This is a genomic window from Sediminimonas qiaohouensis DSM 21189 (genome assembly GCF_000423645.1).
Taxonomy (GTDB): Bacteria; Pseudomonadota; Alphaproteobacteria; order Rhodobacterales; family Rhodobacteraceae; genus Sediminimonas; species Sediminimonas qiaohouensis.
Window position 1 is genome coordinate 452,127 of sequence record NZ_AUIJ01000001.1, and the last position, 23,727, is coordinate 475,853.

Consider the following 23,727-nt stretch of genomic DNA (forward strand, 5'->3'; position numbering starts at 1 on the left):
TCCCAATGTGCCGGGTTTGCCGGTTGCACGCGGCGCAATCAGGACGTAGCCGCAAGTGCACGATATCGCACGGTGGGGGCGGCCATGTCCAAAGGCATGATCATGTTCGACGAGGGGCTGCTGCAAGGCGGGTCCGTCTTTGCATCGCCGCGCGATGTCATCCGTGCCGACACCCCCGACGAGTTGCCCGCCGCCTGGGCCGCAATGGAGCGGGCGCGTAGCAGCGGGCTATGGCTGGCCGGTTACATCAGCTACGAGGCGGGATACGCCACCGAGGCACGGCTGGCGCCTCTGATGCCCGCGCGGCGCGATCTGCCGCTCGTGCAGGTGGGCGTGTTCGACGCGCCCGAACCGGCGGCGAGGTATCCGCTACCGACTTCCCCGGCAGAGCTCAGCCCTACGGTACCGGAATGGGATCTGGGGACATATTCGCACGCTTTCGACAAAGTTCAGGCGAGGATCAGCGCCGGCGACACCTATCAGGTCAACCTAACCTTTCCGATGCATGCGCATGCCACGGGTGACCCACTGGCGCTCTATGCGCGGCTGCGTGCGCGTCAGCCCGTCGGGCATGGCGCCTATGTCGATCTTGGCGGGCCGGCGATCCTGTCGCGCTCGCCCGAATTGTTCTTTCGCATCGATTCGGATGGCTGGATCGAAACACGCCCCATGAAGGGCACCGTGGCGCGCGGCAAGGACAAGGCCGAAGATAGCTCCCGGCGTGATTGGCTGGAGGCATCCGAGAAGAACCGCGCGGAAAACCTTATGATCGTGGACCTGCTGCGCAACGACATCTCCCGCGTGGCAGAGCCCGGATCGGTGCGGGTACCGGCGCTGTTCACCATCGAGTCCTATGCCACCGTCCACCAGATGACATCGCTTGTGCGCGCACGTGTGCACACGCGGCTGGGGCTGGCCGATCTGATGACGGCACTGTTTCCCTGCGGGTCGGTCACGGGCGCCCCCAAGATCAGGGCGATGCAGATCATCTCGGAACTGGAACTCCACGCGCGCGATGTCTATTGTGGGGCCATCGGGTGGGTTGCACCAAGCGGGCAGATGTCGTTCAACGTCGCGATCCGCACCATGGTCGTGTGGCCCGATGGACAGGTCCGTTTCAACGTAGGGGGCGGTGTCGTGCATGACAGCACCGCCATAGCCGAATATGAGGAAGCGCTATGGAAAGCGCGTTTCGCGACACTTTCCCCGATGGGCTGAGCACAGACTTCAGGGTGATCGAGACGCTCGGCCATGCGCCGGGCGACTGCGTGCGCCGGCTTGATCGGCATCTGGACCGAATGACGCAAACCTGTGCCAGGTTGGGCATTGCCTTTGACCGCGAACAGGCGGCGCATCTGCTTGCGGGTGTTTCCGGGTCACAGCCGCTACGCCTGCGGTTGGCGGTGGCGCCCGATGGCAAGATTGCTTTGCAACAGGCGGCCATGCCCCCTGCCCGCCAAAGTTGGCGAGTGGCAATCGCGCCCGACACAGTATGGTCCGGCGATCCATGGCTGAGCGTAAAGACCACGCAGCGCGCGCTTTACGATCATTGGCGCGCGGCCATGCCCGCCGGCATTGATGAGATGTTGTTTTGCAACGAGACGGGCGCGCTTTGCGAAGGCACGATCACCAACTTGTTTGTCGAAACCGAGGATGGTCTGCTGACGCCGCCGCGATCGAGCGGGGTGCTGCCGGGCGTGTTGCGCCAGGAGCTACTGGAGGGAGGCCGGGCGCGCGTGGCGGCTCTGCACCCCCGCGACCTGCATCATGCACAGGCGATATGGCTTGGCAATTCGCTGCGTGGTCTCATCCGGGCGGAGCTGGCCTGAACGCACCGCTTACCCCGCTGCGGCCCCGGAAACCGGCTGCGTCGCTTGGCCGGAGTTTACGCGATAGAGATAGTCGCGCGTCAGCGGTACGCTGTCTTGTACCTTGGACAGCTGGAACTGGAACACCACCTGCCGGTTCAGGCGGAACGTCAGTTCGCTCGCGACGAGGTAATAGCGCCACATCCGGCAGAAACGGTCATCGTAAAGGGCGCGGGCCTTGTCGATATTCGCCATGAACCGATCATACCAATGCCGCAAGGTTTCCGCGTAGTGCAGGCGCCAGATCTCTATATCGGTGGCATACATGTCCTGCCGCTCAATATGCGGAACGACCTCGGACATCGCGGGAACATAACCGCCGGGGAAGATGTACTTGGCGATCCACGGGCTCGTGATCCCCGGGGGCGCCGAGCGGCCAATCGTGTGGATCAGCGCGATGCCGGTATCGGTCAACCGCTCGCGCACGTTTTGAAAATACTCGGCGTAGTGTGGAATCCCGACATGCTCGAACATACCCACTGATACAACGCGATCAAACTGCCCTTCGACCTCTCGGTAATCCGTCAGTCGAAAATCGACGCGGTCGCTCAACCCGGCCTTTTGAGCCCGCTCGGTGGCAAGGGCATGCTGCTCGCGCGACAAGGTCACGCCGGTCACGCGCGCACCGAAATCGCGCGCCAGCGTCAGGGCCATACCGCCCCAGCCACAGCCGATATCCAGAACGCGCATGCCCGGCTCAATCAATAGCTTGCCCGCGATATGCGCCTTCTTGGCCTCTTGCGCCTGGTCCAGCGTCATGCCGGGCCGCGGGAAATAGGCACAGGAATACTGCCGGTCCTCGTCCAGGAACAGGTCATACAACTCGCGCGACAGATCGTAGTGATGCGCCACATTGCTGCGCGCCCGCGGCATCGGATTGAATTGCGCCAATCGGCGCAGGGCGTGGCGCCCCATTTGAAAGGGTCGCTGAAACCAGGGCATCCCCTGCTGCGCGATATTGCGGATCACCAGGTCCAGAAACCCGTGCAGATCATCGTTTTCGATGATCAACTGCCCGTCCATATAGGCCTCGCTCACGGCCATATCCGGCGACAGGATGATGCGCCGCGGCAAATTCGGGTCCTTCAGCGTAATGTGCACCTTCTCACCGGCGCCATCTCCGTAGCTGCGAGTTTGACCATCAGCATCGGTAATCGCCAGATTACCCTCGCGAATGACATGGCTGAGAAGCCGATCAAAAGCCCCTGTCCACATGGTTCATCCCCTTCTTGCGCCCACTTCAAACGCCTGCCCGATGATCCACACCCCTGCCCCCCTTGATCGGGAAGCATTTTTGTTAAAGGGAATCTTGACCAAAAATCCCCCACTTGTAAACGGTTTCAAGCCATGCCCCGGCCGCACCCTTGACTTTGTCCGCGCGGCAAGGTGTATCGGCGCGGACGCATTCAAGCCCCGCGACCGGGGATCAGAGAGGACATCATGCACAGCTATCGCAGCCATACCTGCGCCGATTTGACCAAGTCGCATGTCGGCGAAACCGTTCGCCTGTCGGGTTGGGTGCATCGCATCCGGGATCACGGCGGCCTTCTGTTCATCGACCTGCGCGATCACTACGGAATGACGCAGGTGCTGTGCGACCCCGACAGTTCCGTATTCGCCGCCGCGGAAGAACTGCGTTCGGAATGGTGCATCCGTATCGACGGCGAAGTGAAGGCCCGCGATGCGGATCTGGTCAACCCCAAGATCCCCACCGGCGAGATCGAGGTATACATCCGCGATCTCGAAGTGCTCAGCGCAGCGGCCGAGTTGCCGCTCCAGGTGTTCGGCGATCAGGAATACCCCGAGGAAACCCGCCTGCGCTATCGTTACCTGGACCTGCGCCGCGAAGCAATGCAGGAGAACATGAAGCTGCGTAGCGATGTCGTCGCCTCTCTCCGCCGCCGCATGTGGGATCAGGGGTTTCGCGAATACCAGACCCCGATCATCACCGCGTCCAGCCCCGAAGGCGCGCGCGACTTTCTCGTGCCGTCGCGCCTGCACCCGGGCCGGTTCTACGCGTTGCCGCAGGCGCCGCAGCAGTTCAAGCAGCTGATCATGGTGTCGGGCTTCGACAAGTATTTCCAGATCGCACCGTGCTTTCGCGATGAAGACCCGCGTGCCGACCGTTCACCGACCGATTTCTACCAGCTCGACATGGAAATGTCCTTCGCCACGCAGCAAGACGTGTTCGACACCATCCAGCCGGTGATCCAGGGCGTGTTCGAAGAGTTTGCCAAGGGCCGCCGCGTCGATACCGAGTGGCAGCAGATCAGCTACCGCGACGCCGCGCTGTGGTATGGCACGGACAAGCCGGACCTGCGCAACCCGATCAAGATGCAGGACGTGAGCGAGCATTTTCGCGGCTCGGGCTTTGCCATCTTCGCCAAGCTGCTGGAACAGGATGGCACGCAAATCCGCGCCATCCCCGCGCCGGGGGGCGGCAGCCGCAAGTTCTGCGACCGCATGAACGCGTTCGCCCAGAAAGAGGGCCTGCCGGGGATGGGGTATATCTTCTGGCGCGATCAGGGCGACGGCATGGAAGCCGCCGGCCCGCTGGCCAAAAACATCGGCCCCGAGCGGACCGAGGCGATCCGCCAGCAACTTGACCTTGGCGTGGGCGACGCGGCGTTTTTCCTGGGTGGCAAGCCCAAGGCGTTCGAGCCCGTCGCCGCCAAGGCGCGCGACGTCATCGGCGCCGAGCAGGGCCTGACCGATACCGAGCGGTTCGCCTTTGCCTGGATCGTCGATTTCCCGATCTTCGAGCGGGACGAGGAAACCGGCGTCATCGACTTTGAACACAACCCGTTTTCCATGCCGCAAGGCGGGATGGAGGCGCTTGAAGGCGATCCGCTGGAGGTGCTGGGGTTCCAGTATGACCTGAGCTGCAACGGTTCGGAACTGGTATCGGGCGCCGTGCGAAACCATCGCCCCGACATCATGTTCAAGGCGTTCGAGATCGCCGGCTATGGCGAGGACGAGGTGCGCAAGCGGTTCGGCGCGATGGTCAACGCCTTCCAATACGGCGCCCCCCCGCATGGGGGCTGCGCCGCCGGGATCGACCGGATGGTGATGCTGCTGGCTGATCAGTCGAACATCCGCGAGGTCATCATGTTCCCGATGAACCAGCGCGCCGAAGACTTGATGATGAACGCCCCGTCAGAGGCGTCCAGCGATCAGCTTATGGAACTGTCGCTGCGCGTTATCGAACAGGACAAGTAACAAGACGCGCGCCGCGCCTGAGGGTGCGGCGCGCTCAGGCCCGCTCCACCAGGACCGAGCCCACGGAATACCCCGCCCCGAACGAGCAGATCAGTCCGATATCGCCTGCCACCAGGTCATCGGAGTTCTGCGAGAACGCGATGATCGACCCGGCCGAGGACGTGTTGGCGTAATCCTGCAGGATATTGGGTTGCTCGCCCGGCTCGGGCACCCGGCCCAGCACCTTGCGCCCGATCATGTCATTCATGCCCTTGTTGGCCTGATGCAGCCACAGCCGGCGAATGTCGTCCGCGGCGACGCCCTCATCATGCAGGTGCGCACCGATATGGGCCGATACCATCGGCACCACCTCCTTGAATACCTTGCGCCCGTTTTGCATGAACTGCATATCGCGCCGATCGGCCATGCCATCTGGGCGGGTGCGGCGCAAGAAACCGTTGTTGTTGCGGATGTTGTTGGAAAACTCCGTCGCACAGCGGGTCGAGCGGACAAGGAAATGCGCGCCCTGCGCCTCCTCCGCCCGCTCGATCACGGTGGCGGTGCAGACGTCGCCAAAGATGAAATGGCAGTCGCGGTCGCGCCATTCTAGGTGGCCGGACGTGATCTCGGGGTTGACCACGATTGCCCGGCGCACCGATCCGGTGCGGATCATGTCGGCTGCGGCCTGTATCCCGAAGGTGGCCGACGAACAGGCCACGTTCACATCGAACGCAAAGCCCCCTGCGCCCAGCTCCTTCTGGATTTCGATGGCGATGGCGGGATAGGCCCGCTCCATGTTCGAGGCGGCGCAAATGACAAGGTCGATCTCGGCGCCCCTGCGCCCGGCCTGTGCAAGGGCGTTACTGCACGCCTCCATCGCGATCTCGGTCATCAGGCCCGGCTCTTCATCGCTGCGCTGTCGGAAATGCGGATACATCCGGTGGGGGTCCAGAATCCCCTCTTTTTCAAGAACGTGGCGCTGCTCTATCCCCGATGCCTTGAGGATAAACCCGGTCGAGGAATGCTCCATAGGCTCCATCTCGCCCGCGGCGATGGCCTCGGCGTTGCGCGCGTTCATCAGGTCGGCATAGGCATTGAACGCCTCGACCAGTTCGGCGTTGGTAATAACCTCGGGCGGGGTGAACACGCCGCTGCCTGTGATGGCGGGTTGATGCATGGGAAAGCTCCGTCAACTGGTGATGTTCCAGATCACCCAACCACGCCGCGCAGGTCAAGGCCGCGACCGTTTCAAACCCGGTTCGGCGGCTCTTTTCCCTCGAAAAACGCGCTCAGGTTGTCCAACGCCATGCGTCCCATCGCCTCGCGCACTTCCAATGCGGCGGTCCCCAGATGCGGCAGCAGCGTGACATTGTCGGCCACGCGCAGCGCCTCGGGCACGGTTGGCTCGTGCTCATACACATCCAGCCCCGCGCCAGCGATCTCGCCAGCCTGCAGCGCTTCGATCAGGGCGGCCTCGTCCACCACGTCACCGCGCGAGATATTGACCAGATGCGCGCTCGGTTTCATCGCCGACAACACGTCCCGGCCAATCAGGTGATGCGTCTCGGCGCCACCCGGCGTCGCGATCACCACCACATCGGCCCGGGCCGCCAGATCATGCAGGCCATCCAGTTGATCGGCGGGGAAATCCACGTCGCGCGGCGAGCGGTTCACGAAAACAACGTCCATGCCGAACCCGTAGTGGCACCGCCGTGCAATCGCCTGCCCGATGCGGCCCATTCCGACAATACCGACCGTCTTGCCCGTCAGGTGCAGCCCAAGCATCTGGGTCGGGTGCCACCCTTCCCACCGGCCCGCACGCACAAGCCGCTCGCCCTCGGCCGCGCGGCGCGCGCTCATCAGCATCAGCGTCATGGCGATATCGGCCGTCGCGTCCGTCACCGCGCCGGGCGTGTTGGTGACGGTAATACCATGCGCCGCGGCGGCCTTGGCGTCGATGTGATTGTATCCAACCCCGAAATTGGCCAGGATCCGACAACGTGGCGTGTCAAACTCGTCAAGCACCCCGGCATCGAAGGCATCGCCAAGCGTCGGCATCACCCCATCATAAAGGGCAAGCGCCGCGCGCATCTCGTAGACGGACATCGGCGCAGTACTGTCGCGTATCTCGGCATCAAAAGCGTCATAGGCCGCGTTGGCAACGCTTTCAGGCATCGGGCGCGTGATCAAGACCTTGGGCATCAATGCATCCGCGCGCCACATGGCACGTCCTCATCAGGACCCACCAGAACGATACGGCCCTCCGCGTCGGCGGCCCCCAGAACCAGAACTTCCGACATGAACGGGCCGATCTGGCGCGGCGGGAAATTCACCACGGCCATCACCTGACGGCCCGGCAACTCGTCCGGCGCATAGAGATCGGTTATCTGCGCCGAGGTCTTTTTCTCCCCGAGGTCCGCGCCGAAATCGATCCATAGCTTGATCGCAGGCGTCCGCGCCTCGGGAAACGGCTCGGCCCGCGTGATCCGGCCAACGCGAATATCCACGGCCAGGAAGTCGTCAAACGTGATTTCAGCCATTTGCCAATTCCCGCGAGCGATCTGCGGACGCCTTCACCGCCCGGCGCAACAGGGCGGGAAAGCCGCCCTCTTCGTCCATGAGCACCTTGAGCGCCGCCTGCGTCGTCCCGTTCGGGCTGGTGACGTTGATCCGCAATTGCGTCGGCGTCTCGTCTGCCGCCTCGGCCAGGGCGCCTGCCCCTGCCACGGTGGCCTTGGCCAGTTGCATCGCCAGGTCCGGCGAAAGCCCCTCGGCCTCTCCGGCCGCCGCGAGTGTCTCGATCATGTGAAAAACATAGGCCGGCCCCGATCCGGACACCCCGGTCACGGCATCCATCTGCGCCTCATTATCAAGGCGCACCACCTGCCCCACCGCGCCAAGCAACTGTTCGGCCAGGTCCATTTGATCCGCATCCACGTGGCTGTTCCCGACGATGGCGGTGATCCCGCGCCCGACGGCGGCGGGCGTGTTGGGCATTGCGCGGATGACCGGCGTATTGGCGCCGAGAACCTCCTCGTAGGTCGCGATCGGCGTTCCCGCCGCGACCGATAGGAACACGGTGTCGCCGCCCCCCATCCGGACCAACGCGGGCAAGGCGTCGCCCATCATCTGCGGCTTGACCGCGATCAGGGCAATCGCGGGCCGCGCCGGCAATTCCGCATTCAAGTGCACGCCCGTGCCACCAAGCCAATCGGACGGCGACGGATCAATCACCCAGACGCTGCTCGGGGGGAGGCCATCATTCAGCCACCCCTCCAACATGGCCGAACCCATCTTGCCGCATCCCAGCAAAACCAATCCGTGCTTTGCAAGATATTCCATGTTCATGGGGTCCCCTCCCTGAATTCCGACTCCGGTCGGGGACTGTTTTATGCGCGCCCGTAAGCCTCTGCAATGGCGACCTCGATCGCCTGCTCGGGACGTTGATTACCCCAGACCACCAATTGCAGCGCAGGATAGTACCGCTCGGAACTCAGAACCGCGGCGCTGATCATCGTGTCGATTTGCTCGGGCGAGGCAACCTGCCCACCGCTCAGCACCAGGCCATAGCGATACACCATCAGCTGCTGCGCCGCCCAAAAGCTGAACGCGCCCGCCCAGCACTGATCGTTGACAGCGTTGAGCGTCTCGTAGAGTGCAAGCACCCGATCCTCGGGCGGCTCCATTTCGAAGGTACAGATCATGCGTAGGGTTTCATCGAATCCCGACCAGGCAAGAGTGATGGAATAGGTGCGCCATTGCCCTTCGACGGCCATGGCGATCTGATCATCGCCCAGGCGGTCGAATTCCCAGCTATGATGCTCGGCAATGTGTTCAACGATGTCGATGGGGTGGATATCTTCTTCCACGAACTGCTCTGACAGGGCCACTGCGCCACCTCATTTGTTTGTAGCGTCCGGGGCTGGCAGCGCCCCAAGCGCTAGGTGCCTGCTCAAAACCGGCACTATGTGCCAGTCCTCTATACCAGATATGGTGCTATGCGAGGTGAAGCGTGTAAAGCTAAACTTTGGTGAACATGACATTAAGTTGTGGATAGTTCCCAAGGCCGCACAGGATATGGACCCCCTGACAGCACCACCATATTAATTTCAAACTTGAAGCTTCAAGCTTGAAATTAATAATCGCTCGTGACACCCTGCACCCGACGCAATCGCGCTGAGGGAGATGACATAATGCGAATCCTGTGCCTCGGAGGCGGTCCGGCGGGCCTTTACTTCGCAATCAGCATGAAGCTGCGCGACCCCGCGCATGACGTGACCGTGCTTGAGCGCAACGCCGCGAACAATACATTCGGCTGGGGAGTCGTCCTATCCGATGATGCGCTGGACCGCATGCAACGGAACGATCCCAAAAGCACACAGGAAATCCGTGATCAGTTCGCCTATTGGGACGACATCGCGGTCGAGCACAACGGCGTTCGCACCGTATCGGGCGGGCACGGCTTTGCCGGCATCGGGCGCAAGCGGATGCTTATCATTCTGCAACAGCGCGCGCGCGAACTGGGCGTCGAGATGCGCTTCGAGACAGAATTCAAGGGAGCCGAGGAATACCGCAAGGAATATGACCTTGTCGTCGCCGCCGACGGGATCAACTCGAGGGTCCGCAACGAATACGAAGACATCTTTCGCCCCGATATCGACACCCGCCTGTGCAAGTTTGTCTGGCTGGGCACCCATCAGAAATTCGATGACGCGTTCACGTTCATTTTCGAGAAGACCGAGCACGGCTGGATGTGGGCGCATGTCTACCAGTTCGACGACAATACCGCGACCTTCATCGTCGAATGCCTGCAACGCACATGGGACGATTTCGGCTTTGAACACATGAGCAAGGAAGAAACCGTCGAAACCTGCCGCAAGGTGTTCGAAAAGCACCTCGGCGGGCACGAGTTGATGTCGAACGCAGAGCACCTGCGCGGCTCGGCGGTCTGGATGAACTTCCCGCGAGTCATCTGCGAGAAGTGGTATCATGAAAACGTGGTCCTGATGGGCGATGCGGCAGCCACCGGGCATTTTTCCATCGGGTCCGGGACCCGCCTTGCCTTTGACAGCGCCATTGCACTGGCCGATTACCTACACTCGGAACCGACGATGGAGCGCGCCTTTGAGCGGTATCAAGAAGAGCGCCGCCTCGAGGTGCTGCGCCTGCAATCCGCGGCACGCAATTCGCTGGAATGGTTCGAGGAGGTCGAGCGCTATCTTGATCAGCACCCGATCCAGTTCACCTATAACCTGCTCACCCGCTCGCAGCGGATAAGCCATGAAAACCTGCGCTTGCGCGACCCTGAATGGGTAAAAACGGCCGAGCGGTGGTTCCAGACACAGGCCGGCGTGCCCGAGGATGCCCCCGTGCGCGCGCCCATGTTCGCGCCCTACCAGTTGCGCGGCATGACGCTGGAAAACCGCGTCGTCGTATCGCCCATGGCGCAATACAAGGCGGTCGACGGCTGCCCGACCGATTGGCACTTCGTCCACTACGCCGAACGCGCGAAGGGCGGCGCCGGACTGGTCTATACCGAAATGACCTGCGTCAGCCCGGAAGGGCGGATCACCCCCGGTTGCCCCGGTCTGTATGCCCCCGAGCACGAAGCGGCCTGGACCCGCCTGACCGATTTCGTGCACGCCGAGACGCGTGCGCGCATCTGCTGCCAGATCGGGCACTCGGGGCGCAAGGGATCAACACAGCTCGGCTGGGAGGAAATGGATGCCCCCCTGCCCGACGGCAACTGGGATATCGTCTCGGCCTCGCCGATCCCGTGGTCGCCGCGAAACGCGACACCGCGCGAGATCACCCGCGCCGAGATGGACGAGGTTCGCGATCAGTTCGTCGCAAGCGCCGAGATGGCAGAGCGTGCGGGCTTCGACATGATCGAGCTGCACGCCGCGCACGGCTATCTGCTGTCGTCGTTCATCTCTCCGATCTCGAACCAACGTACCTATGCGTATGGTGGGGGCCTCGAAAACCGCATGCGCTACCCGCTCGAAGTGTTTGAAGCGATGCGCGCGGCCTGGCCTGAGGACAAGCCGATGTCCGTGCGCATTTCGGCCAACGATTGGCTGGACGCGGACGGCATCACGCCGCAAGACGCGGTCGAAATCGCCGCCATGTTCCGCTCCGCTGGCGCCGACATCATCGACGTGTCGGCCGGACAAACCAGCCCCGATGCCCGCCCGGTGTATGGGCGCATGTTCCAAACGCCGTTTTCCAACCGGATTCGCAATGAGCTGGACATGCCGACCATGGCCGTCGGCAACATCTTCGAAATCGACCATGTCAACTCGATCCTGATGGCGGGGCGCGCCGATCTGGTCTGCCTTGCACGGCCGCACCTGTCCGATCCGTACTGGACATTGCACGCCGCCGTTTCCCTTGGCGACACCGATGTGTATTGGCCCGCCCCCTACCTCGCCGGGCGCGATCAGGCTTACCGATTGCAAGAGAAAGCGCAGGAGGCGATCCGAGTATGACCGTGGAGGGCACACGCGTATTGATCACCGGCGGCGGCAGCGGCGTAGGCGCCGACCTCGCGCGCGGCTTCGCCGCTGCGGGGGCTTCCCAAGTCATCATCGCGGGCCGACGGCCAGAGCCCCTAAACGCCGTGGCCGAAGGCAATGCCGCGATCCGCGCCATCCCAACCGATATAACGAATGAGGCGCAAGTCGCCTCGCTTTTCGAAAGCGCCGGCCCGGTGGACATCGTCATCGCGAACGCCGGAGCGGCCGAAAGCGCGCCGTTCAAACACACCACGCTGGATCATTGGAACGCCATGATGGCCGTGAACCTGACCGGCGTATTCCTAACGCTGCGCGCGGGATTGTCGCAAATGCCGGGGTGGGGGCGGCTGATTTCCGTCGCCTCGACGGCGGGCCTCAAGGGCTACGCATATGTCGCGCCCTACGCCGCCGCGAAACATGGCGTCGTGGGCATGACCCGCGCGCTGGCTCTCGAACTGGCCAAAAGCGATATCACCGCGAACGCGCTCTGCCCCGGTTTTTTGGACACCGAGATGACCGATCGCTCGATCCACAACATCATGGAAAAGACCGGCAAAAGCGCGGACGAGGCCCGCACCGCCCTTGCCGCCCACAACCCGCAAAAACGCCTGATCCAGCCCGCCGAAGTGACCGCCGCAGCGCTTTGGCTATGCGGTCCGGGCAGCGAGGGGATCAACGGGCAGGCAATCGCAATTGCGGGGGGCGAAGTATGACCGAGCAAACCGCCCCGCTCACCCGCCGCCGCCTGCGCACATGGCTGCGCATCCTTCGGCTGACCCGCGGCGCCGAAAACCACCTGCGTGAATTCCTGCGGGCGGAATGCGACACCACCCTGCCAAGGTTCGACGTCATGGCCGCGCTCTATCGCGCCGACAAGCCGATGAAGATGAGCGAGTTGAGCCAGAAGCTGCTTGTCTCCAACGGCAACGCAACCGCCGTGGTGGACCGGCTGGAACAGGACGGGCTGGCCATACGCGTGGCCAGCGAAACCGATCGCCGCGTCAAACATGTCACCCTGTCCGATGCCGGACGCGACCGCTTCGCCGTCCTTGCCCGCGCGCACGAGGCGGAAGTGGACAAACTGTTTGCCAATCTCGGGCATGACGAGCTTGACATGATGCGCACCATCATCCGCCGTATGGAAGGACCCTCGCAATGACCGAACTCGCCCCACTGAAACCGGAGCATTTCGACTGGCAGGTCAAGGACCGGATCGCCACGATCCGCCTGACCCGCCCCGACCGCAAGAACCCCCTCACCTTTGACAGCTATGCCGAGCTGCGTGACACTTTCCGCGCCCTGCCCTATGCCACCGATGTCGATGTGGTAATATTTGCCTCCAACGGCGGCAATTTCTGCTCTGGCGGCGACGTGCACGAAATCATCGGTCCGCTGGTGGATATGGACATGAAGGAGCTGCTGGCGTTCACGCGAATGACCGGGGACTTGGTAAAGGCCATGATCGGATGCAGCAAACCCGTGATCGCCGCCGTCGACGGTATCTGCGTGGGCGCGGGCGCGATCATCGCGATGGCCTCGGACATGCGGCTGGCATCTGAGCAGGCGAAATGCGCCTTCCTGTTCACCCGCGTCGGGCTGGCCGGTTGCGACATGGGGGCCTGCGCGATGCTGCCGCGCATCATCGGGCAAGGCCGCGCGGCAGAGCTGCTTTATACCGGGCGCAGCATGAGCGCGACTGAAGGCCATACATGGGGTTTCTGGAACGCCGTGCACCCGACCGAAGAGGCACTGAATGACGCCGCGCGCACATTGGCCGAGCGCCTTGCCGCCGGCCCCACCTTTGCCCACGGCATCACCAAAACGCAGCTGAACCAGGAATGGAACATGGGCCTTGAGCAGGCCATCGAGGCCGAGGCACAGGCGCAGGCCATCTGCATGCAAACAGGTGATTTCGAGCGCGCCTACCGCGCCTTCGCGGCCCGGGCAACACCGGAATTCAAGGGCGACTGATGGCGGATAAATCCTTTCTCGACTGGCCTTTCCTCACACCCGCGCACAAGACGCTGGCGCACGATCTCGATGCATGGGCGCAAGGCAGCATGGGCGCGATCGATCACGGCGACGCCGATGCCGCCTGCCGCGATCTCGTTTCGCGCCTTGGGCAAGGCGGGTGGCTGCGCCCCACCGCCGCCGAGACCGGCGAGGCCTTCGACGTGCGCGCCCTGTGCCTGACCCGCGAAACGCTGGCGCGCCATGACGGGCTGGCCGATTTCGCCTTTGCCATGCAGGGGTTGGGCACAGGGGCGATTTCGCTTTTTGGGACGGACGCACAAAAATCGCGATGGCTGCCCCTTACCCGCAGCGGACAGGCCATCGCGGCGTTTGCCCTGACCGAACCGCAATCGGGATCGGACGTGGCGAACTCTACCATGACCGCGACGCGCGACGGCGACGACTACGTGCTTGATGGCGAAAAGACGTGGATATCGAACGGCGGCATCGCCGATGTCTATACCGTGTTCGCACGCACGGGCGACGCGCCGGGCGCGCGCGGGCTTTCGGCGTTCATAGTGCCCGCCGACACGCCGGGCCTTGAGGTGGCCGAGCGGCTGCAAACCATCGCGCCGCACCCGCTGGCAAGGCTGCGTTTTGACGGCTGCCGCGTGCCTTCCTCGGCCCTGATCGGCACGCAAGGCGCGGGATTCCGCATCGCGATGTCGGTGTTGGACGTGTTCCGCTCGACAGTGGCGGCGGCGGCACTTGGCTTTGCGCGGCGCGCGCTGGACGAAGCCCTCGACCGCGTGGGCACGCGGCAGGTCGGCGGCGCGCCGCTGGCCGATCTGCAGATGGTCCAGGGGCACATCGCGGACATGGCCCTCGATGTCGATGCAAGCGCCCTGCTCGTTTACCGCGCCGCATGGGCCAAGGATAGCGGCGCCGACCGGATCACGCGCGAGGCCGCAATGGCCAAGCTGTTTTCGACGGAACAGGCGCAGAAGGTGATCGACCGCGCCGTTCAATTGCATGGCGGCGACGGCGTCAAATCGGGGGAAACGGTGGAACGGCTCTACCGCGACATCCGCTCGCTGCGCATCTACGAGGGGGCCTCGGACGTGCAGCGGATCGTCATCGCGCGTCAGACACTTGCCGCCTACCAGGGAGGATAGAATGCTGGGACCAACCGGGCATATCGATACATTCGCGCGCGACCGCCTGCCGCCCGCAGATCAATGGCCTGATATCCTGCTGGACGGGTTCGACTATCCCGACCACCTCAATGCCGGGCATGAACTGACCGATGCGATGGTCGCGCGCGGCTTTGGCGATCACACCGCCCTGATCGGGAACGGGCGGCGGCGCACCTACAAGGAGCTTGCCGACTGGACCAACCGCCTTGCGCATGCGCTGATCGAGGATCTGGGCGTGGAACCCGGCAACCGCGTGCTGATCCGGTCCGCCAACAACCCGGCGATGGTGGCCTGCTGGCTGGCGGCGACCAAGGTGGGCGCGGTGGTGGTCAACACCATGCCGATGCTGCGGGCCGCGGAGTTGGGTCAGATCGTGGACAAGGCCGAAATCACGCATGCCCTGTGCGATACCCGGCTGCTGAATGAGATGGAAAAATGCGCCCACGACAGCCGCTTTCTAAAGCACGTGACGGGCTTTGACGGCACCTCCAACCATGACGCGGAGCTCGATCACCTCGCCCTGGAAAAGCCGGTGCAGTTCGAGCCAGTGAAAACTGGGCGCGACGATGTGGCCCTTCTTGGGTTCACGTCGGGCACCACCGGCGATCCCAAAGCGACGATGCATTTCCATCGCGACCTGCTGATTATCGCGGACGGCTACGCGCGCGAGGTTCTGAACGTGCAGCCCGAGGACGTATTCGTCGGCTCTCCGCCCCTGGCGTTCACGTTCGGGCTGGGCGGGCTGGCGGTATTCCCCCTGCGTTTCGGCGCCACGGCGACGCTTCTGGAAAACGCCTCGCCGCCCAACATGATCGAGATAATCCAGAAATACCGCGCCACAATCTGCTTTACCGCGCCGACGGCCTACCGGGTGATGCTGGACGCGATGGACGACGGCGCCGATCTGTCCAGCCTGCGCGCCGCCGTGTCAGCCGGCGAAACCCTGCCCGGCCCTATCTATGAAGCCTGGATGGAAAAGACCGGCAAACCCATGCTGGACGGGATCGGCGCGACCGAGATGCTGCATATCTTCGTCTCTAACCGGCTTGAGGATTCGCGCCCGGGCTGCACCGGCCGCCCGGTTACCGGGTATCAGGCCCGCGTTGTCGATGATGAGTTGAACGATGTTCCCACCGGCGAGGTCGGTCGCCTTGCCGTGCGCGGGCCGACAGGCTGTCGCTATCTCGACGACGCGCGCCAGGGCGATTACGTGCGCGAGGGGTGGAACATCACCGGCGACAGCTTTCGCATGGACGCTGATGGCTATCTGTATTTCGCCGCGCGCAACGACGACATGATCGTTTCGTCCGGCTACAACATTGCCGGCCCCGAAGTAGAAGCCGCGCTTTTGTCACACGCCGCCGTCAGCGAATGCGCCGTGATCGGCGTGCCCGATGAGGCGCGCGGCATGATCGTTCAAGCGCACGTGGCGCTGGCCGAAGGCTACGACGCTGATGACGGGCTTGCAAAAAAGCTACAAGACCACGTCAAGGCCACGATAGCGCCCTACAAATATCCCCGCGCCATCAGGTTCGAGGCAGAGCTGCCAAAGACCGCCACGGGCAAGATCCGCAGGCACGTCCTGCGCGAGCAATACGGAGGATAGCGGGAAGTGGACGAAACCGTTGCCATGTGTATGGTCTGTGATCGGGGCGCCCGCGCCTGGCGCAGCGCCCGCACAACCTATGAGGCGGCCAACACCCACCCGGAAATGACGGGACCGGGACGGAAATGATAACCCCCTGAACCATGGGGACCCCAATCCGTCATCAACCAACAGGAGGACGACACAATGAAATTCAGGACATTCGCCGCAGCCATCGGCATCAGTGCCACCGCGATCGCCGCACAGGCAGAGGGCCTCAAGGTCGGCATGATCACCACCCTGTCGGGTGGCGGCGCTGGCCTTGGCATCGACGTGCGCGACGGCTTCATGCTTGCCGTGAAGCAGGCCGCCCGTGACGACATCGAGGTCGTGATCGAAGATGATCAGCGCAAGCCCGACGTCGCCGTGCAACTGGCCGACAAGATGATCCAATCCGAGAAGGTGGACGTGCTGACCGGCATTATCTGGTCCAACCTGGCGATGGCGGTGATCCCCGCTTCGGTCGCGCAGGGCAAGTTCTACCTTTCGCCCAATGCCGGGCCATCACAGCTGGCGGGCAAAGGGTGCGATCCCAACTACTTTAACGTCGCATGGCAGAACGACAACCTGCACGAAGCGGCCGGCGCCTATGCCAATTCGGCGGACCTGACCAATTCCTTTATCTTGGCGCCGAACTACCCGGCGGGCCAGGACGCGCTGACAGGCTACAAACGCCTGTATGAAGGCGAGTTGGCCGGTGAAATCTACACCAAGCTGGGCCAGACCGACTATGCCAGCGAAATCGCGCAAATCCGCGCCAGCGGCGCCGACAGCGTCTATTTCTTCCTGCCCGGCGGCATGGGGATCTCTTTCCTCAAGCAATACGCCGACAGCGGCCTGGATATCCCCGTGGTCGGCCCCGCCTTCAGCTTTGACCAGGGCATCTTGCAGGCCGTCGGCGAAGCGGCGCTTGGGGTCAAGAACACCTCGCAGTGGAACAAGGATATCGACAATGCCGCGAACAACGCCTTCGTTGCGTCTTTCCAGAAGGAATACGACCGCCTGCCCTCGCTCTATGCCAGCCAGGGCTTTGACACGGCCAACCTGCTGATGAGCGCGATGGACAAGGCGGACGTCTCGGACACAGAAGCGTTCCGCGCCGCCCTTAAGGAGGCCGATTTCGAATCCGTGCGCGGTGACTTCGCGTTTGGCTCGAACAATCACCCGGTGCAGGACATCTATGTTCGCGAAGTGATCAAGGAAGGCGACGTTTTCACCAACAAGATCATCGGCACCGCCCTTGAGGATCACGCCGACGCCTACGCCGATCAGTGCAACATGTAACCACGGATCGGGCCGCGTCACGGCGCGGCCCGCCATCCACCCGTTAAGGGGCGGCATATGTCCATCATTCTACTTATCGAGCAGGTGCTGAACGGCCTGCAATTCGGGGTCATGCTGTTTCTCATGGCGGCGGGCCTGACCCTGATCTTCGGGGTCATGGGGCTTATCAATCTCGCGCATGGCTCGCTCTACATGGTCGGGGCCTTCGCCGCGGCAGGCACCGCGGCGGCAACCGGCTCTTTCGTTCTGGCACTGGCGGCAAGCCTGGTGGCCGCCGCAACCGCCGGCGCAATTGTCGAACTTACGGTGATCAGGCGCCTTTACGACCGCGATCACCTCGACCAGGTGCTTGCGACCTTCGCCCTGATCCTGATTTTCTCTGAAGGCACGCGCTGGATCTTTGGCTCGTTTCCGCTGTTCCTTGATATCCCCGAATACCTGTCCGGTCCCGTCACCCTGCCGGGCGGGATCGAATACCCGCTTTATCGCCTGACGATCATCCTGATCGGCCTGGCGATTGCCGCTGGCTTGTTCGCGTTGATCGCCAAGACGCGCATCGGCATCCAGATCCGCGCCGGCGAAAGCGACCGGGAAATGATCGGCGCGCTTGGCGTCAACATTGCCCGGCTTTACACGCTGATCTTTGCCCTCGGCGCGGCGCTGGCGGGCTTTGCCGGGGCTCTCATCGGCGCGATCCAGTCGGTGCAGGTCGGCATGGGCGAGCCGGTCCTGATCCTTGCATTCGTGGTTATCGTCATCGGCGGCATCGGCTCAATCAAGGGGGCGCTGGTCGGCGCGATCCTGGTGGGCCTGACCGACACGCTGGGCGGCTTCCTGCTGCCGCGCCTGTTCGCCACCTTCATGGATGCATCGGCGGCGATGTCCGTTGGCTCGGCGCTTGCGGCGATGTCGATCTATATCCTCATGGCCGGCGTACTTCTGGTGCGGCCCACCGGCCTTTTCGGAGGGCAATAACATGCGCCGCGAAACCCTATTGAACGCTGCGGTGTTGCTGGGTCTGCTTGCCGTCCCGCTGTGGGCCTGGGCCAGCGATGAGCCGTTTATCATCACCCTGGCAACCAAAGTCGTGATCCTTGCGATTGCCGGGATCGGCCTGAACCTTGCGCTCGGGCTTGGCGGGTTGGTGAGCCTGGGGCACGCCATCTTCTTCGGCGTCGGCGGCTATGCCATGGGCATCCTTGCCAGCCACGCACAAAGCTACACGCCGTTGATGGAATGGCCCCTTCTGATTGAGGGCACCAAATCCATGCCGGTGATCTGGTTGCTGGCGGTCATAGGCGGTGCCTGCGCGGCGCTTGTCATCGGTGCGCTCAGCCTGCGCACCACCGGCGTCTACTTCATCATGATCACCCTCGCGTTCGGGCAGATGTTCTACTACTTCGCCATTAGCTGGCCCGCCTATGGCGGCGAGGATGGCCTTGCGATCTACGTGCGCAACGGCTTTCCCGGGCTGAACACGCTGGACCCGATCCAGTATTTCGCCCTGTGTTTCGGTGTCATGTGCGTGGTCCTCTTGTTTGTCGCGCGGCTGGCCGGGTCGGCCTTCGGATTGGCGCTGTCGGGTGCACGGCAGAACTCCGAGCGGGTGCAGGCCGTGGGCCTTGTGCCCTATCGCCTGTACCTCGTGGCGTTCACCCTGTCGGGCGCGATCACGGGATTGTCCGGCGCGCTCTATGCCGATCTGAACAGGTTTGTCAGCCCCACCATGTTCAGTTGGCAAACCAGCGGCGAGATCATCATCTTCGTCATTCTTGGCGGCGTTGGCCGACTGTTCGGGCCGGTCATTGGCGCGGCCTTGTTCATCGTCCTTGAGCATCTTCTGGGCGGGCTGTCGGAGTTTTGGCACATCTACCTTGGCGCGCTGCTGCTGATCGTGGTGCTGTTTGCGCGGGGCGGGTTGATCGGCCTGCTTGCCGGAAAGGAGGTCGCCCATGACTGACCCGATCCTTGACGTGCGCGGCATCTCGAAATCCTTCGGCGCCCTCAAAGCCAGCAACGACGTCTCGCTTGATCTGCGCGACGGGGAAATCCACGCCCTGATCGGGCCGAACGGTGCGGGCAAGTCGACACTGATCCAGCAAATCGCGGGCGGGTTGCGGCCGGATACCGGCACGATCTGGTTCGACGGCGTCAACATCACCGCCGAATCCACCGTGGCGCGCGCGCGCCGCGGCTTGGGGCGCACGTTCCAGATCTCGTCGCTGGCGATGGAATTCACCGTGCTCCAGAACGTCATGCTGGGCGCACTGGGACGGCGCGGTGGGGCGTTTCGCTTCTTATCGCCGGTGATGAAGGACCGTGCCCTGCTCGAAACGGCGCACGCCGCGCTGGCACAGGTGGGGCTGGAGGATTTCGCAAGCGCCACCACCGCCGAGTTAAGCCACGGCCAACGAAGGCAACTTGAGGTGGCCGTCGCCCTCACCCTGTCGCCAAGGGTGTTCCTGATGGACGAGCCGATGGCCGGTCTCGGCACCGAAGGGTCGCACCGCCTGATGGATTTCCTGGGCACCTTGCGCCACCGCGCCCCGATCCTTCTGGTTGAACATGACATGGACGCGGTCTTTTACCTGGCCGACCGCATCAGCGTCCTGGTCTACGGTCAGATCATCGCGACCGGCACAGCCGACGAGATCCGTGCCAATCGCGAAGTGCGCACCGCCTACCTGGGCGAGGAGGAAGACGCATGAGCCTTCTCAAACTCTCGCATGTCTCGGCCTTTTATGGCCCCTCGCAGGCGCTTTTCGATGTCCACCTCACGCTTGAGGAAGGGCAGGTTCTGGCGCTGATGGGGCGCAACGGCATGGGCAAGACGACGACGGTCAAGGTGATCTGCCGCATGCTGCGCAACCGCGGCGGCAAAGTGCTGTTCGACGGGCAGGACTTGGCCAATGTGCCCGCCTACCGTGCGGCTCGCAAGGGGCTGGGCCTAGTGCCCGAGGGGCGGCGCTGTTTCCCGAACCTTTCCGTGTATGAAAACCTCATCGCCGCCGCGCGCCCCGGACCATGGGATTTTCAGGCCGTCACCGGCCTGTTCCCACGGCTGGCCGAACGGCGCGACCAGATGGCCAACTCCCTTTCGGGCGGCGAGCAGCAGATGCTTGCCATCGGGCGCGCCCTGATGACAAATCCGCGGCTCCTGATCCTCGACGAGGCGACAGAAGGCCTCGCACCCGTGATCCGGCAAGAGATATGGGCCTCCATCAGGCGCCTGAAACAGGATACCGGCATGGCCATTCTTGTGATCGACAAATCGCTGCGCGAGCTGCGCGCGATCGCCGACAACGCGGTGATCCTCGACAAGGGTCGATCAGTCTGGAGCGGGGCAATTTCCGATCTGTCCCCGCAGATCACCGATCGGTATCTCGGGGTGTGACGCATGGCTTTTGTCTTTCGCCAGAAAATCCTGTTCAAGCATTGCGACCCGGCCGGTATCGTCTTCTACCCGCGCTACTTCGAGATGCTCAACGACTGCGTCGAAGCGTTTTTCGCGGATATCCTTCAGCATCCGTTCGAATCCCTGCATGGAACTGGCGGCGTTCCCACGGCGCAGATATCGGCGCGATTCACCGCACCCAGCCGGCATGGCGACCTGGTGGATTTCACCTTGCGCACGGGCACGCCGGGACGCAGCAGCCTCGCGCTCGACTTCCACGCTGCATGCGGCGGTGAGACCCGCCTCACCGCCAATTCGACGCTGGTTTTCGTAGATGGAAACGGCAAACCCCAAACTTGGCCGCAAAGCCTGAAGGCCGCACTCAACGCTCAAGCGGAAAGGTAGCTCAGATGGAAAACCGTATCATTCACCCCGAAGGGTGGGCACCCGCGAAAGGGTACGCAAACGGGGTGCTGGCAAGCGATGGCACCTTGTATATCGGCGGGCAAATCGGCTGGGACGCGCAACAGGTCTTTGCCTCGGACGGCTTCATCGGGCAGATGGAGCAAGCCCTGATCAACATCCGCACGATCCTTGAGGCCGCAGATGGTCAACCCGAGGACCTGGTGAGGTTGACTTGGTATGTGACCTCGAAACAGGAATATCTGGAAAACCAGCGCGCGATCGGAGAGGTCTATCGCCGCGTCCTTGGCCGCCATTTCCCCGCCATGACGATGGTTGTCGTGGCTGACCTGATCGAAGACCGCGCCGTCGTCGAAATCGAAGCGACAGCGGTCCTGAAACGCCGATCCTGAGGGGGCTGCCTGCGTAGGCATACCTGCTTGGCGCTCCTTCAGAATGCCAATTATCTGTGTTTCGCTATAGCGGCTTCTCTATCATCTGCCTCCTTTGTTGGAGAACAGGCCAGTTCCGGCCTTTCGTACCCTTCCCAGCGTATACAGCATCTGCGAGCCCTGATAACTTGTGGTCTATACATAACCATCAAATGAGACGCGCATGGAAGGAACCACACGAGCGGAACGCGCCCTGATTGCACTGCGCCAAAGGATTCTGAACGGAGATCTGAGCGGAGGCACCCGGCTCTTCGAGGTTGCCCTTGCCGAAGAACTCGACATTTCCCGCACCCCCATCCGGGCGGCGTTATCAAAGTTGGCGGAGGAAGGGCTGCTCGACCGCGCCAAGGGGGGCGGCTTTGTTGTGCGCAGCTTTCGACTTCCCGATGTACTGGACACGATCGAGCTGCGAGGCGTGCTTGAAGGGACCGCCGCGCGCTTCGCAGCCGAACGCGGAGTGACCAAGGCGGCCCTGACCCAAGCCCGCGAGGTGGTTCAGCAGATCGATATGGCCCTGTCCGGGCACGAAATCGACTTGGACCAATACTCCAAGCTCAACCAGCAATTTCATAAACTTCTGGTTCAGATGGCACAAAGCGATGCGCTGGCCCGCGAAATCGACCGCGTCACGTCTTTGCCATTTGCATCGCCTTCCGCCTTCCTCGACGATGCGGCCAGCAGCGACCGGCTTCAACGCCACCTGTCGGCAGCGCATGAACAACACCGCGCCATTATTGACGCCATAGCAAACCGTGAAGGTGCACGTGCCGAATCGATTGCCCGCGAACACTCGCGCGCATCGAGGCAAAACATCGTATTCCTGACGAGACAGAAAGGCAGCCTGCGCGATGGCGCGCCGCCTCTGGAAATTCTCTCCACCTAGGAGCAATGTATACACTCACCTCAAGATTTGGTCCAATATACGAAATTTCTCTTGAGTTTTGCCCCATTTGCGCCTCCTAATGTATACATTGTCCAGCATGGTTATCAAATGGGAGGAGCAAACCATGGCTTACAGTCTGACTTCGGCCTTGCAAGAGTCCGGCAACGCAGCGCAGATGCTACGCAATTCGCAGATCGGGATGTATGTCTACCCGGTCGTCACGCCCGAGTTCTCGAATTGGCGTGTGGAACAGGAATCCTGGCGTCAAAGTGCCGTTCTCTTCGATCAATCTCACCACATGGATGAGCTCATTGTCGAAGGCCCGGAGGCAACCGAGTTCTTGAGCCACCACGGCATCAACAGCTTCGCCAACTTCAACCTGAACCGCGCCAAGCACTTCGTTCCCGTGACACCAAACGGCCGCGTCATCGGCGACCACATCATCTTCCGCGAGCGTGAGGACAAGTATGTTCTCGTCGGGCGCGCGCCGACCTCGAACTGGCTGATGTTCGCCGCCTCATGGGGCAAGTGGAATGTGCGCCTGCGCTACGACCCGCGCTCGAACAGCCGGCCCGAGGGCGAACGTGTATTGCGCGAGCACTACCGCTTTCAGATCCAAGGCCGGCTCTGTTGCACAAAGCGCGTGAGGGATTCATGTCGCGAATCCAGTGTGGTAGCTGGGCGACATGAGCAGACCCACACCCCCAACCTACAAGACCAGGAACTGGCCGGCCTATAACGAAGCGCTCAAGCGCCGTGGCTCGCTGACAGTCTGGTTTGACCCGGAGATGATCTGGGAGGCTGCGCCGACCGGTAAGCGCGGTCGGCAGCAGACCTACAGCGACACCGCTATCCAGACATGCTTGACGATGAAAGTGTTGTTCGGCATGGCGCTACGCCAGACCACAGGCTTCGTCGAGAGCCTGCTGCATTTGGT

Annotated in this window: 25 protein-coding genes; 19 read left to right on the plus strand and 6 right to left on the minus strand. The window is 62.7% G+C overall.

The features are described 5' to 3' along the window. Positions 1-84 precede the first annotated feature (84 nt). Positions 85-1,218: an aminodeoxychorismate synthase component I gene (locus G568_RS0102185; protein WP_084627303.1), complete on the plus strand. Its 1,134-nt coding sequence runs from the start codon at positions 85-87 to the stop codon at positions 1,216-1,218. Continuing rightward, positions 1,179-1,829 carry an aminotransferase class IV family protein gene (locus G568_RS0102190; protein WP_026756512.1) on the plus strand — a complete coding sequence of 217 codons (651 nt, stop codon included), beginning with the start codon at positions 1,179-1,181 and terminating at the stop codon, positions 1,827-1,829. The genes G568_RS0102185 and G568_RS0102190 overlap by 40 nt, the downstream gene beginning before the upstream one ends. A gap of 9 nt (positions 1,830-1,838) precedes the next feature. Here the strand turns inward: G568_RS0102190 and G568_RS0102195 are convergent, their stop codons facing one another. Further along, on the minus strand, positions 1,839-3,083 hold the full coding sequence (locus G568_RS0102195) for an SAM-dependent methyltransferase (RefSeq protein ID WP_026756513.1): 1,245 nt from the start codon (positions 3,081-3,083) through the stop codon (positions 1,839-1,841). 225 nt (positions 3,084-3,308) lie between these two features. Between G568_RS0102195 and aspS the strand changes: the two genes are divergently transcribed. Then, the gene (aspS, locus tag G568_RS0102200; protein ID WP_026756514.1) at positions 3,309-5,087 is read left to right on the plus strand and encodes an aspartate--tRNA ligase; all 1,779 of its coding nucleotides are present in this window, start codon (positions 3,309-3,311) and stop codon (positions 5,085-5,087) included. Positions 5,088-5,121: 34 nt separating this feature from the next. Here the strand turns inward: aspS and G568_RS0102205 are convergent, their stop codons facing one another. The 5 genes from G568_RS0102205 to G568_RS0102225 all read right to left on the minus strand — a co-directional run bounded on the left by G568_RS0102205 (position 5,122) and on the right by G568_RS0102225 (position 8,956). Then, entirely contained in the window at positions 5,122-6,243 is a 1,122-nt protein-coding gene (locus G568_RS0102205; RefSeq protein WP_026756515.1) for a beta-ketoacyl-ACP synthase III, read from the minus strand. A 71-nt stretch (positions 6,244-6,314) separates the two neighbouring features. Continuing rightward, on the minus strand, positions 6,315-7,268 hold the full coding sequence (locus G568_RS0102210) for a 2-hydroxyacid dehydrogenase (protein ID WP_026756516.1): 954 nt from the start codon (positions 7,266-7,268) through the stop codon (positions 6,315-6,317). Then, positions 7,268-7,606, minus strand: coding sequence for a tRNA-binding protein (locus G568_RS0102215; protein WP_026756517.1), 339 nt, complete (start codon positions 7,604-7,606; stop codon positions 7,268-7,270). Before G568_RS0102215 ends, G568_RS0102210 begins: the two co-directional genes overlap by 1 nt. Further along, positions 7,599-8,414, minus strand: a complete 816-nt coding sequence (gene proC / locus G568_RS0102220; protein ID WP_026756518.1) for a pyrroline-5-carboxylate reductase — start codon at positions 8,412-8,414, stop codon at positions 7,599-7,601. Before proC ends, G568_RS0102215 begins: the two co-directional genes overlap by 8 nt. Positions 8,415-8,455: 41 nt before the next feature. After that, positions 8,456-8,956 (minus strand): type III secretion system chaperone family protein, encoded by a 501-nt coding sequence (locus G568_RS0102225; RefSeq protein ID WP_026756519.1) that lies wholly within the window; start codon positions 8,954-8,956, stop codon positions 8,456-8,458. A gap of 303 nt (positions 8,957-9,259) precedes the next feature. Between G568_RS0102225 and G568_RS0102230 the strand changes: the two genes are divergently transcribed. The 16 genes from G568_RS0102230 to G568_RS18010 all read left to right on the plus strand — a co-directional run. Then, the gene (locus tag G568_RS0102230; RefSeq protein WP_026756520.1) at positions 9,260-11,554 is read left to right on the plus strand and encodes a bifunctional salicylyl-CoA 5-hydroxylase/oxidoreductase; all 2,295 of its coding nucleotides are present in this window, start codon (positions 9,260-9,262) and stop codon (positions 11,552-11,554) included. Beyond that, positions 11,551-12,294 carry an SDR family NAD(P)-dependent oxidoreductase gene (locus G568_RS0102235; protein WP_026756521.1) on the plus strand — a complete coding sequence of 248 codons (744 nt, stop codon included), beginning with the start codon at positions 11,551-11,553 and terminating at the stop codon, positions 12,292-12,294. Before G568_RS0102230 ends, G568_RS0102235 begins: the two co-directional genes overlap by 4 nt. Beyond that, positions 12,291-12,740: a MarR family winged helix-turn-helix transcriptional regulator gene (locus G568_RS0102240; protein ID WP_026756522.1), complete on the plus strand. Its 450-nt coding sequence runs from the start codon at positions 12,291-12,293 to the stop codon at positions 12,738-12,740. Before G568_RS0102235 ends, G568_RS0102240 begins: the two co-directional genes overlap by 4 nt. Next, the gene (locus G568_RS0102245) at positions 12,737-13,552 is read left to right on the plus strand and encodes an enoyl-CoA hydratase family protein (protein ID WP_026756523.1); all 816 of its coding nucleotides are present in this window, start codon (positions 12,737-12,739) and stop codon (positions 13,550-13,552) included. The genes G568_RS0102240 and G568_RS0102245 overlap by 4 nt, the downstream gene beginning before the upstream one ends. Then, on the plus strand, positions 13,552-14,709 hold the full coding sequence (locus G568_RS0102250; protein WP_026756524.1) for an acyl-CoA dehydrogenase family protein: 1,158 nt from the start codon (positions 13,552-13,554) through the stop codon (positions 14,707-14,709). Before G568_RS0102245 ends, G568_RS0102250 begins: the two co-directional genes overlap by 1 nt. A 1-nt stretch (position 14,710) precedes the next feature. After that, positions 14,711-16,336: an AMP-binding protein gene (locus G568_RS0102255; protein ID WP_026756525.1), complete on the plus strand. Its 1,626-nt coding sequence runs from the start codon at positions 14,711-14,713 to the stop codon at positions 16,334-16,336. A 186-nt stretch (positions 16,337-16,522) separates the two neighbouring features. Then, complete coding sequence (locus G568_RS0102260) at positions 16,523-17,659, plus strand: ABC transporter substrate-binding protein (RefSeq protein WP_026756526.1); 1,137 nt, start codon at positions 16,523-16,525, stop codon at positions 17,657-17,659. A 57-nt stretch (positions 17,660-17,716) separates the two neighbouring features. Continuing rightward, positions 17,717-18,634, plus strand: a complete 918-nt coding sequence (locus G568_RS0102265; RefSeq protein ID WP_026756527.1) for a branched-chain amino acid ABC transporter permease — start codon at positions 17,717-17,719, stop codon at positions 18,632-18,634. 1 nt (position 18,635) lies between these two features. Then, a complete protein-coding gene (locus G568_RS0102270) occupies positions 18,636-19,619 on the plus strand; it encodes a branched-chain amino acid ABC transporter permease (protein WP_026756528.1) in 984 nt (327 codons plus the stop codon). After that, a complete protein-coding gene (locus tag G568_RS0102275; RefSeq protein ID WP_026756529.1) occupies positions 19,612-20,367 on the plus strand; it encodes an ABC transporter ATP-binding protein in 756 nt (251 codons plus the stop codon). The genes G568_RS0102270 and G568_RS0102275 overlap by 8 nt, the downstream gene beginning before the upstream one ends. Further along, on the plus strand, positions 20,364-21,053 hold the full coding sequence (locus G568_RS0102280) for an ABC transporter ATP-binding protein (protein WP_026756530.1): 690 nt from the start codon (positions 20,364-20,366) through the stop codon (positions 21,051-21,053). Before G568_RS0102275 ends, G568_RS0102280 begins: the two co-directional genes overlap by 4 nt. A 3-nt stretch (positions 21,054-21,056) precedes the next feature. Beyond that, positions 21,057-21,458 carry an acyl-CoA thioesterase gene (locus G568_RS0102285; protein WP_026756531.1) on the plus strand — a complete coding sequence of 134 codons (402 nt, stop codon included), beginning with the start codon at positions 21,057-21,059 and terminating at the stop codon, positions 21,456-21,458. Positions 21,459-21,463: 5 nt separating this feature from the next. Further along, positions 21,464-21,868 (plus strand): RidA family protein, encoded by a 405-nt coding sequence (locus G568_RS0102290; protein WP_026756532.1) that lies wholly within the window; start codon positions 21,464-21,466, stop codon positions 21,866-21,868. Between the two features lie 202 nt (positions 21,869-22,070). Beyond that, positions 22,071-22,790, plus strand: coding sequence for a GntR family transcriptional regulator (locus tag G568_RS0102295; RefSeq protein ID WP_026756533.1), 720 nt, complete (start codon positions 22,071-22,073; stop codon positions 22,788-22,790). 124 nt (positions 22,791-22,914) lie between these two features. After that, the gene (locus tag G568_RS18005; protein ID WP_245582858.1) at positions 22,915-23,529 is read left to right on the plus strand and encodes a hypothetical protein; all 615 of its coding nucleotides are present in this window, start codon (positions 22,915-22,917) and stop codon (positions 23,527-23,529) included. Beyond that, positions 23,477-23,727: IS5/IS1182 family transposase (locus G568_RS18010; protein ID WP_037373527.1), on the plus strand; the 251-nt coding region annotated here is incomplete at its 3' end. The genes G568_RS18005 and G568_RS18010, both read left to right, overlap by 53 nt.

What these genes read in the sequence shown, in the direction of transcription:
- G568_RS0102185 (WP_084627303.1), top strand. Translation starts at nt 85, where the DNA reads ATGTCCAAAGGCATGATCATGTTCGACGAGGGGCTGCTGCAAGGCGGG.
- G568_RS0102190 (WP_026756512.1), top strand. Translation starts at nt 1,179, where the DNA reads ATGGAAAGCGCGTTTCGCGACACTTTCCCCGATGGGCTGAGCACAGAC.
- G568_RS0102195 (WP_026756513.1), bottom strand. Translation starts at nt 3,083, where the DNA reads ATGTGGACAGGGGCTTTTGATCGGCTTCTCAGCCATGTCATTCGCGAG.
- aspS (WP_026756514.1), top strand. Translation starts at nt 3,309, where the DNA reads ATGCACAGCTATCGCAGCCATACCTGCGCCGATTTGACCAAGTCGCAT.
- G568_RS0102205 (WP_026756515.1), bottom strand. Translation starts at nt 6,243, where the DNA reads ATGCATCAACCCGCCATCACAGGCAGCGGCGTGTTCACCCCGCCCGAG.
- G568_RS0102210 (WP_026756516.1), bottom strand. Translation starts at nt 7,268, where the DNA reads ATGCCCAAGGTCTTGATCACGCGCCCGATGCCTGAAAGCGTTGCCAAC.
- G568_RS0102215 (WP_026756517.1), bottom strand. Translation starts at nt 7,606, where the DNA reads ATGGCTGAAATCACGTTTGACGACTTCCTGGCCGTGGATATTCGCGTT.
- proC (WP_026756518.1), bottom strand. Translation starts at nt 8,414, where the DNA reads ATGAACATGGAATATCTTGCAAAGCACGGATTGGTTTTGCTGGGATGC.
- G568_RS0102230 (WP_026756520.1), top strand. Translation starts at nt 9,260, where the DNA reads ATGCGAATCCTGTGCCTCGGAGGCGGTCCGGCGGGCCTTTACTTCGCA.
- G568_RS0102235 (WP_026756521.1), top strand. Translation starts at nt 11,551, where the DNA reads ATGACCGTGGAGGGCACACGCGTATTGATCACCGGCGGCGGCAGCGGC.
- G568_RS0102240 (WP_026756522.1), top strand. Translation starts at nt 12,291, where the DNA reads ATGACCGAGCAAACCGCCCCGCTCACCCGCCGCCGCCTGCGCACATGG.
- G568_RS0102245 (WP_026756523.1), top strand. Translation starts at nt 12,737, where the DNA reads ATGACCGAACTCGCCCCACTGAAACCGGAGCATTTCGACTGGCAGGTC.
- G568_RS0102250 (WP_026756524.1), top strand. Translation starts at nt 13,552, where the DNA reads ATGGCGGATAAATCCTTTCTCGACTGGCCTTTCCTCACACCCGCGCAC.
- G568_RS0102255 (WP_026756525.1), top strand. Translation starts at nt 14,711, where the DNA reads ATGCTGGGACCAACCGGGCATATCGATACATTCGCGCGCGACCGCCTG.
- G568_RS0102260 (WP_026756526.1), top strand. Translation starts at nt 16,523, where the DNA reads ATGAAATTCAGGACATTCGCCGCAGCCATCGGCATCAGTGCCACCGCG.
- G568_RS0102265 (WP_026756527.1), top strand. Translation starts at nt 17,717, where the DNA reads ATGTCCATCATTCTACTTATCGAGCAGGTGCTGAACGGCCTGCAATTC.
- G568_RS0102270 (WP_026756528.1), top strand. Translation starts at nt 18,636, where the DNA reads ATGCGCCGCGAAACCCTATTGAACGCTGCGGTGTTGCTGGGTCTGCTT.
- G568_RS0102275 (WP_026756529.1), top strand. Translation starts at nt 19,612, where the DNA reads ATGACTGACCCGATCCTTGACGTGCGCGGCATCTCGAAATCCTTCGGC.
- G568_RS0102280 (WP_026756530.1), top strand. Translation starts at nt 20,364, where the DNA reads ATGAGCCTTCTCAAACTCTCGCATGTCTCGGCCTTTTATGGCCCCTCG.
- G568_RS0102285 (WP_026756531.1), top strand. Translation starts at nt 21,057, where the DNA reads ATGGCTTTTGTCTTTCGCCAGAAAATCCTGTTCAAGCATTGCGACCCG.
- G568_RS0102290 (WP_026756532.1), top strand. Translation starts at nt 21,464, where the DNA reads ATGGAAAACCGTATCATTCACCCCGAAGGGTGGGCACCCGCGAAAGGG.
- G568_RS0102295 (WP_026756533.1), top strand. Translation starts at nt 22,071, where the DNA reads ATGGAAGGAACCACACGAGCGGAACGCGCCCTGATTGCACTGCGCCAA.
- G568_RS18005 (WP_245582858.1), top strand. Translation starts at nt 22,915, where the DNA reads ATGGCTTACAGTCTGACTTCGGCCTTGCAAGAGTCCGGCAACGCAGCG.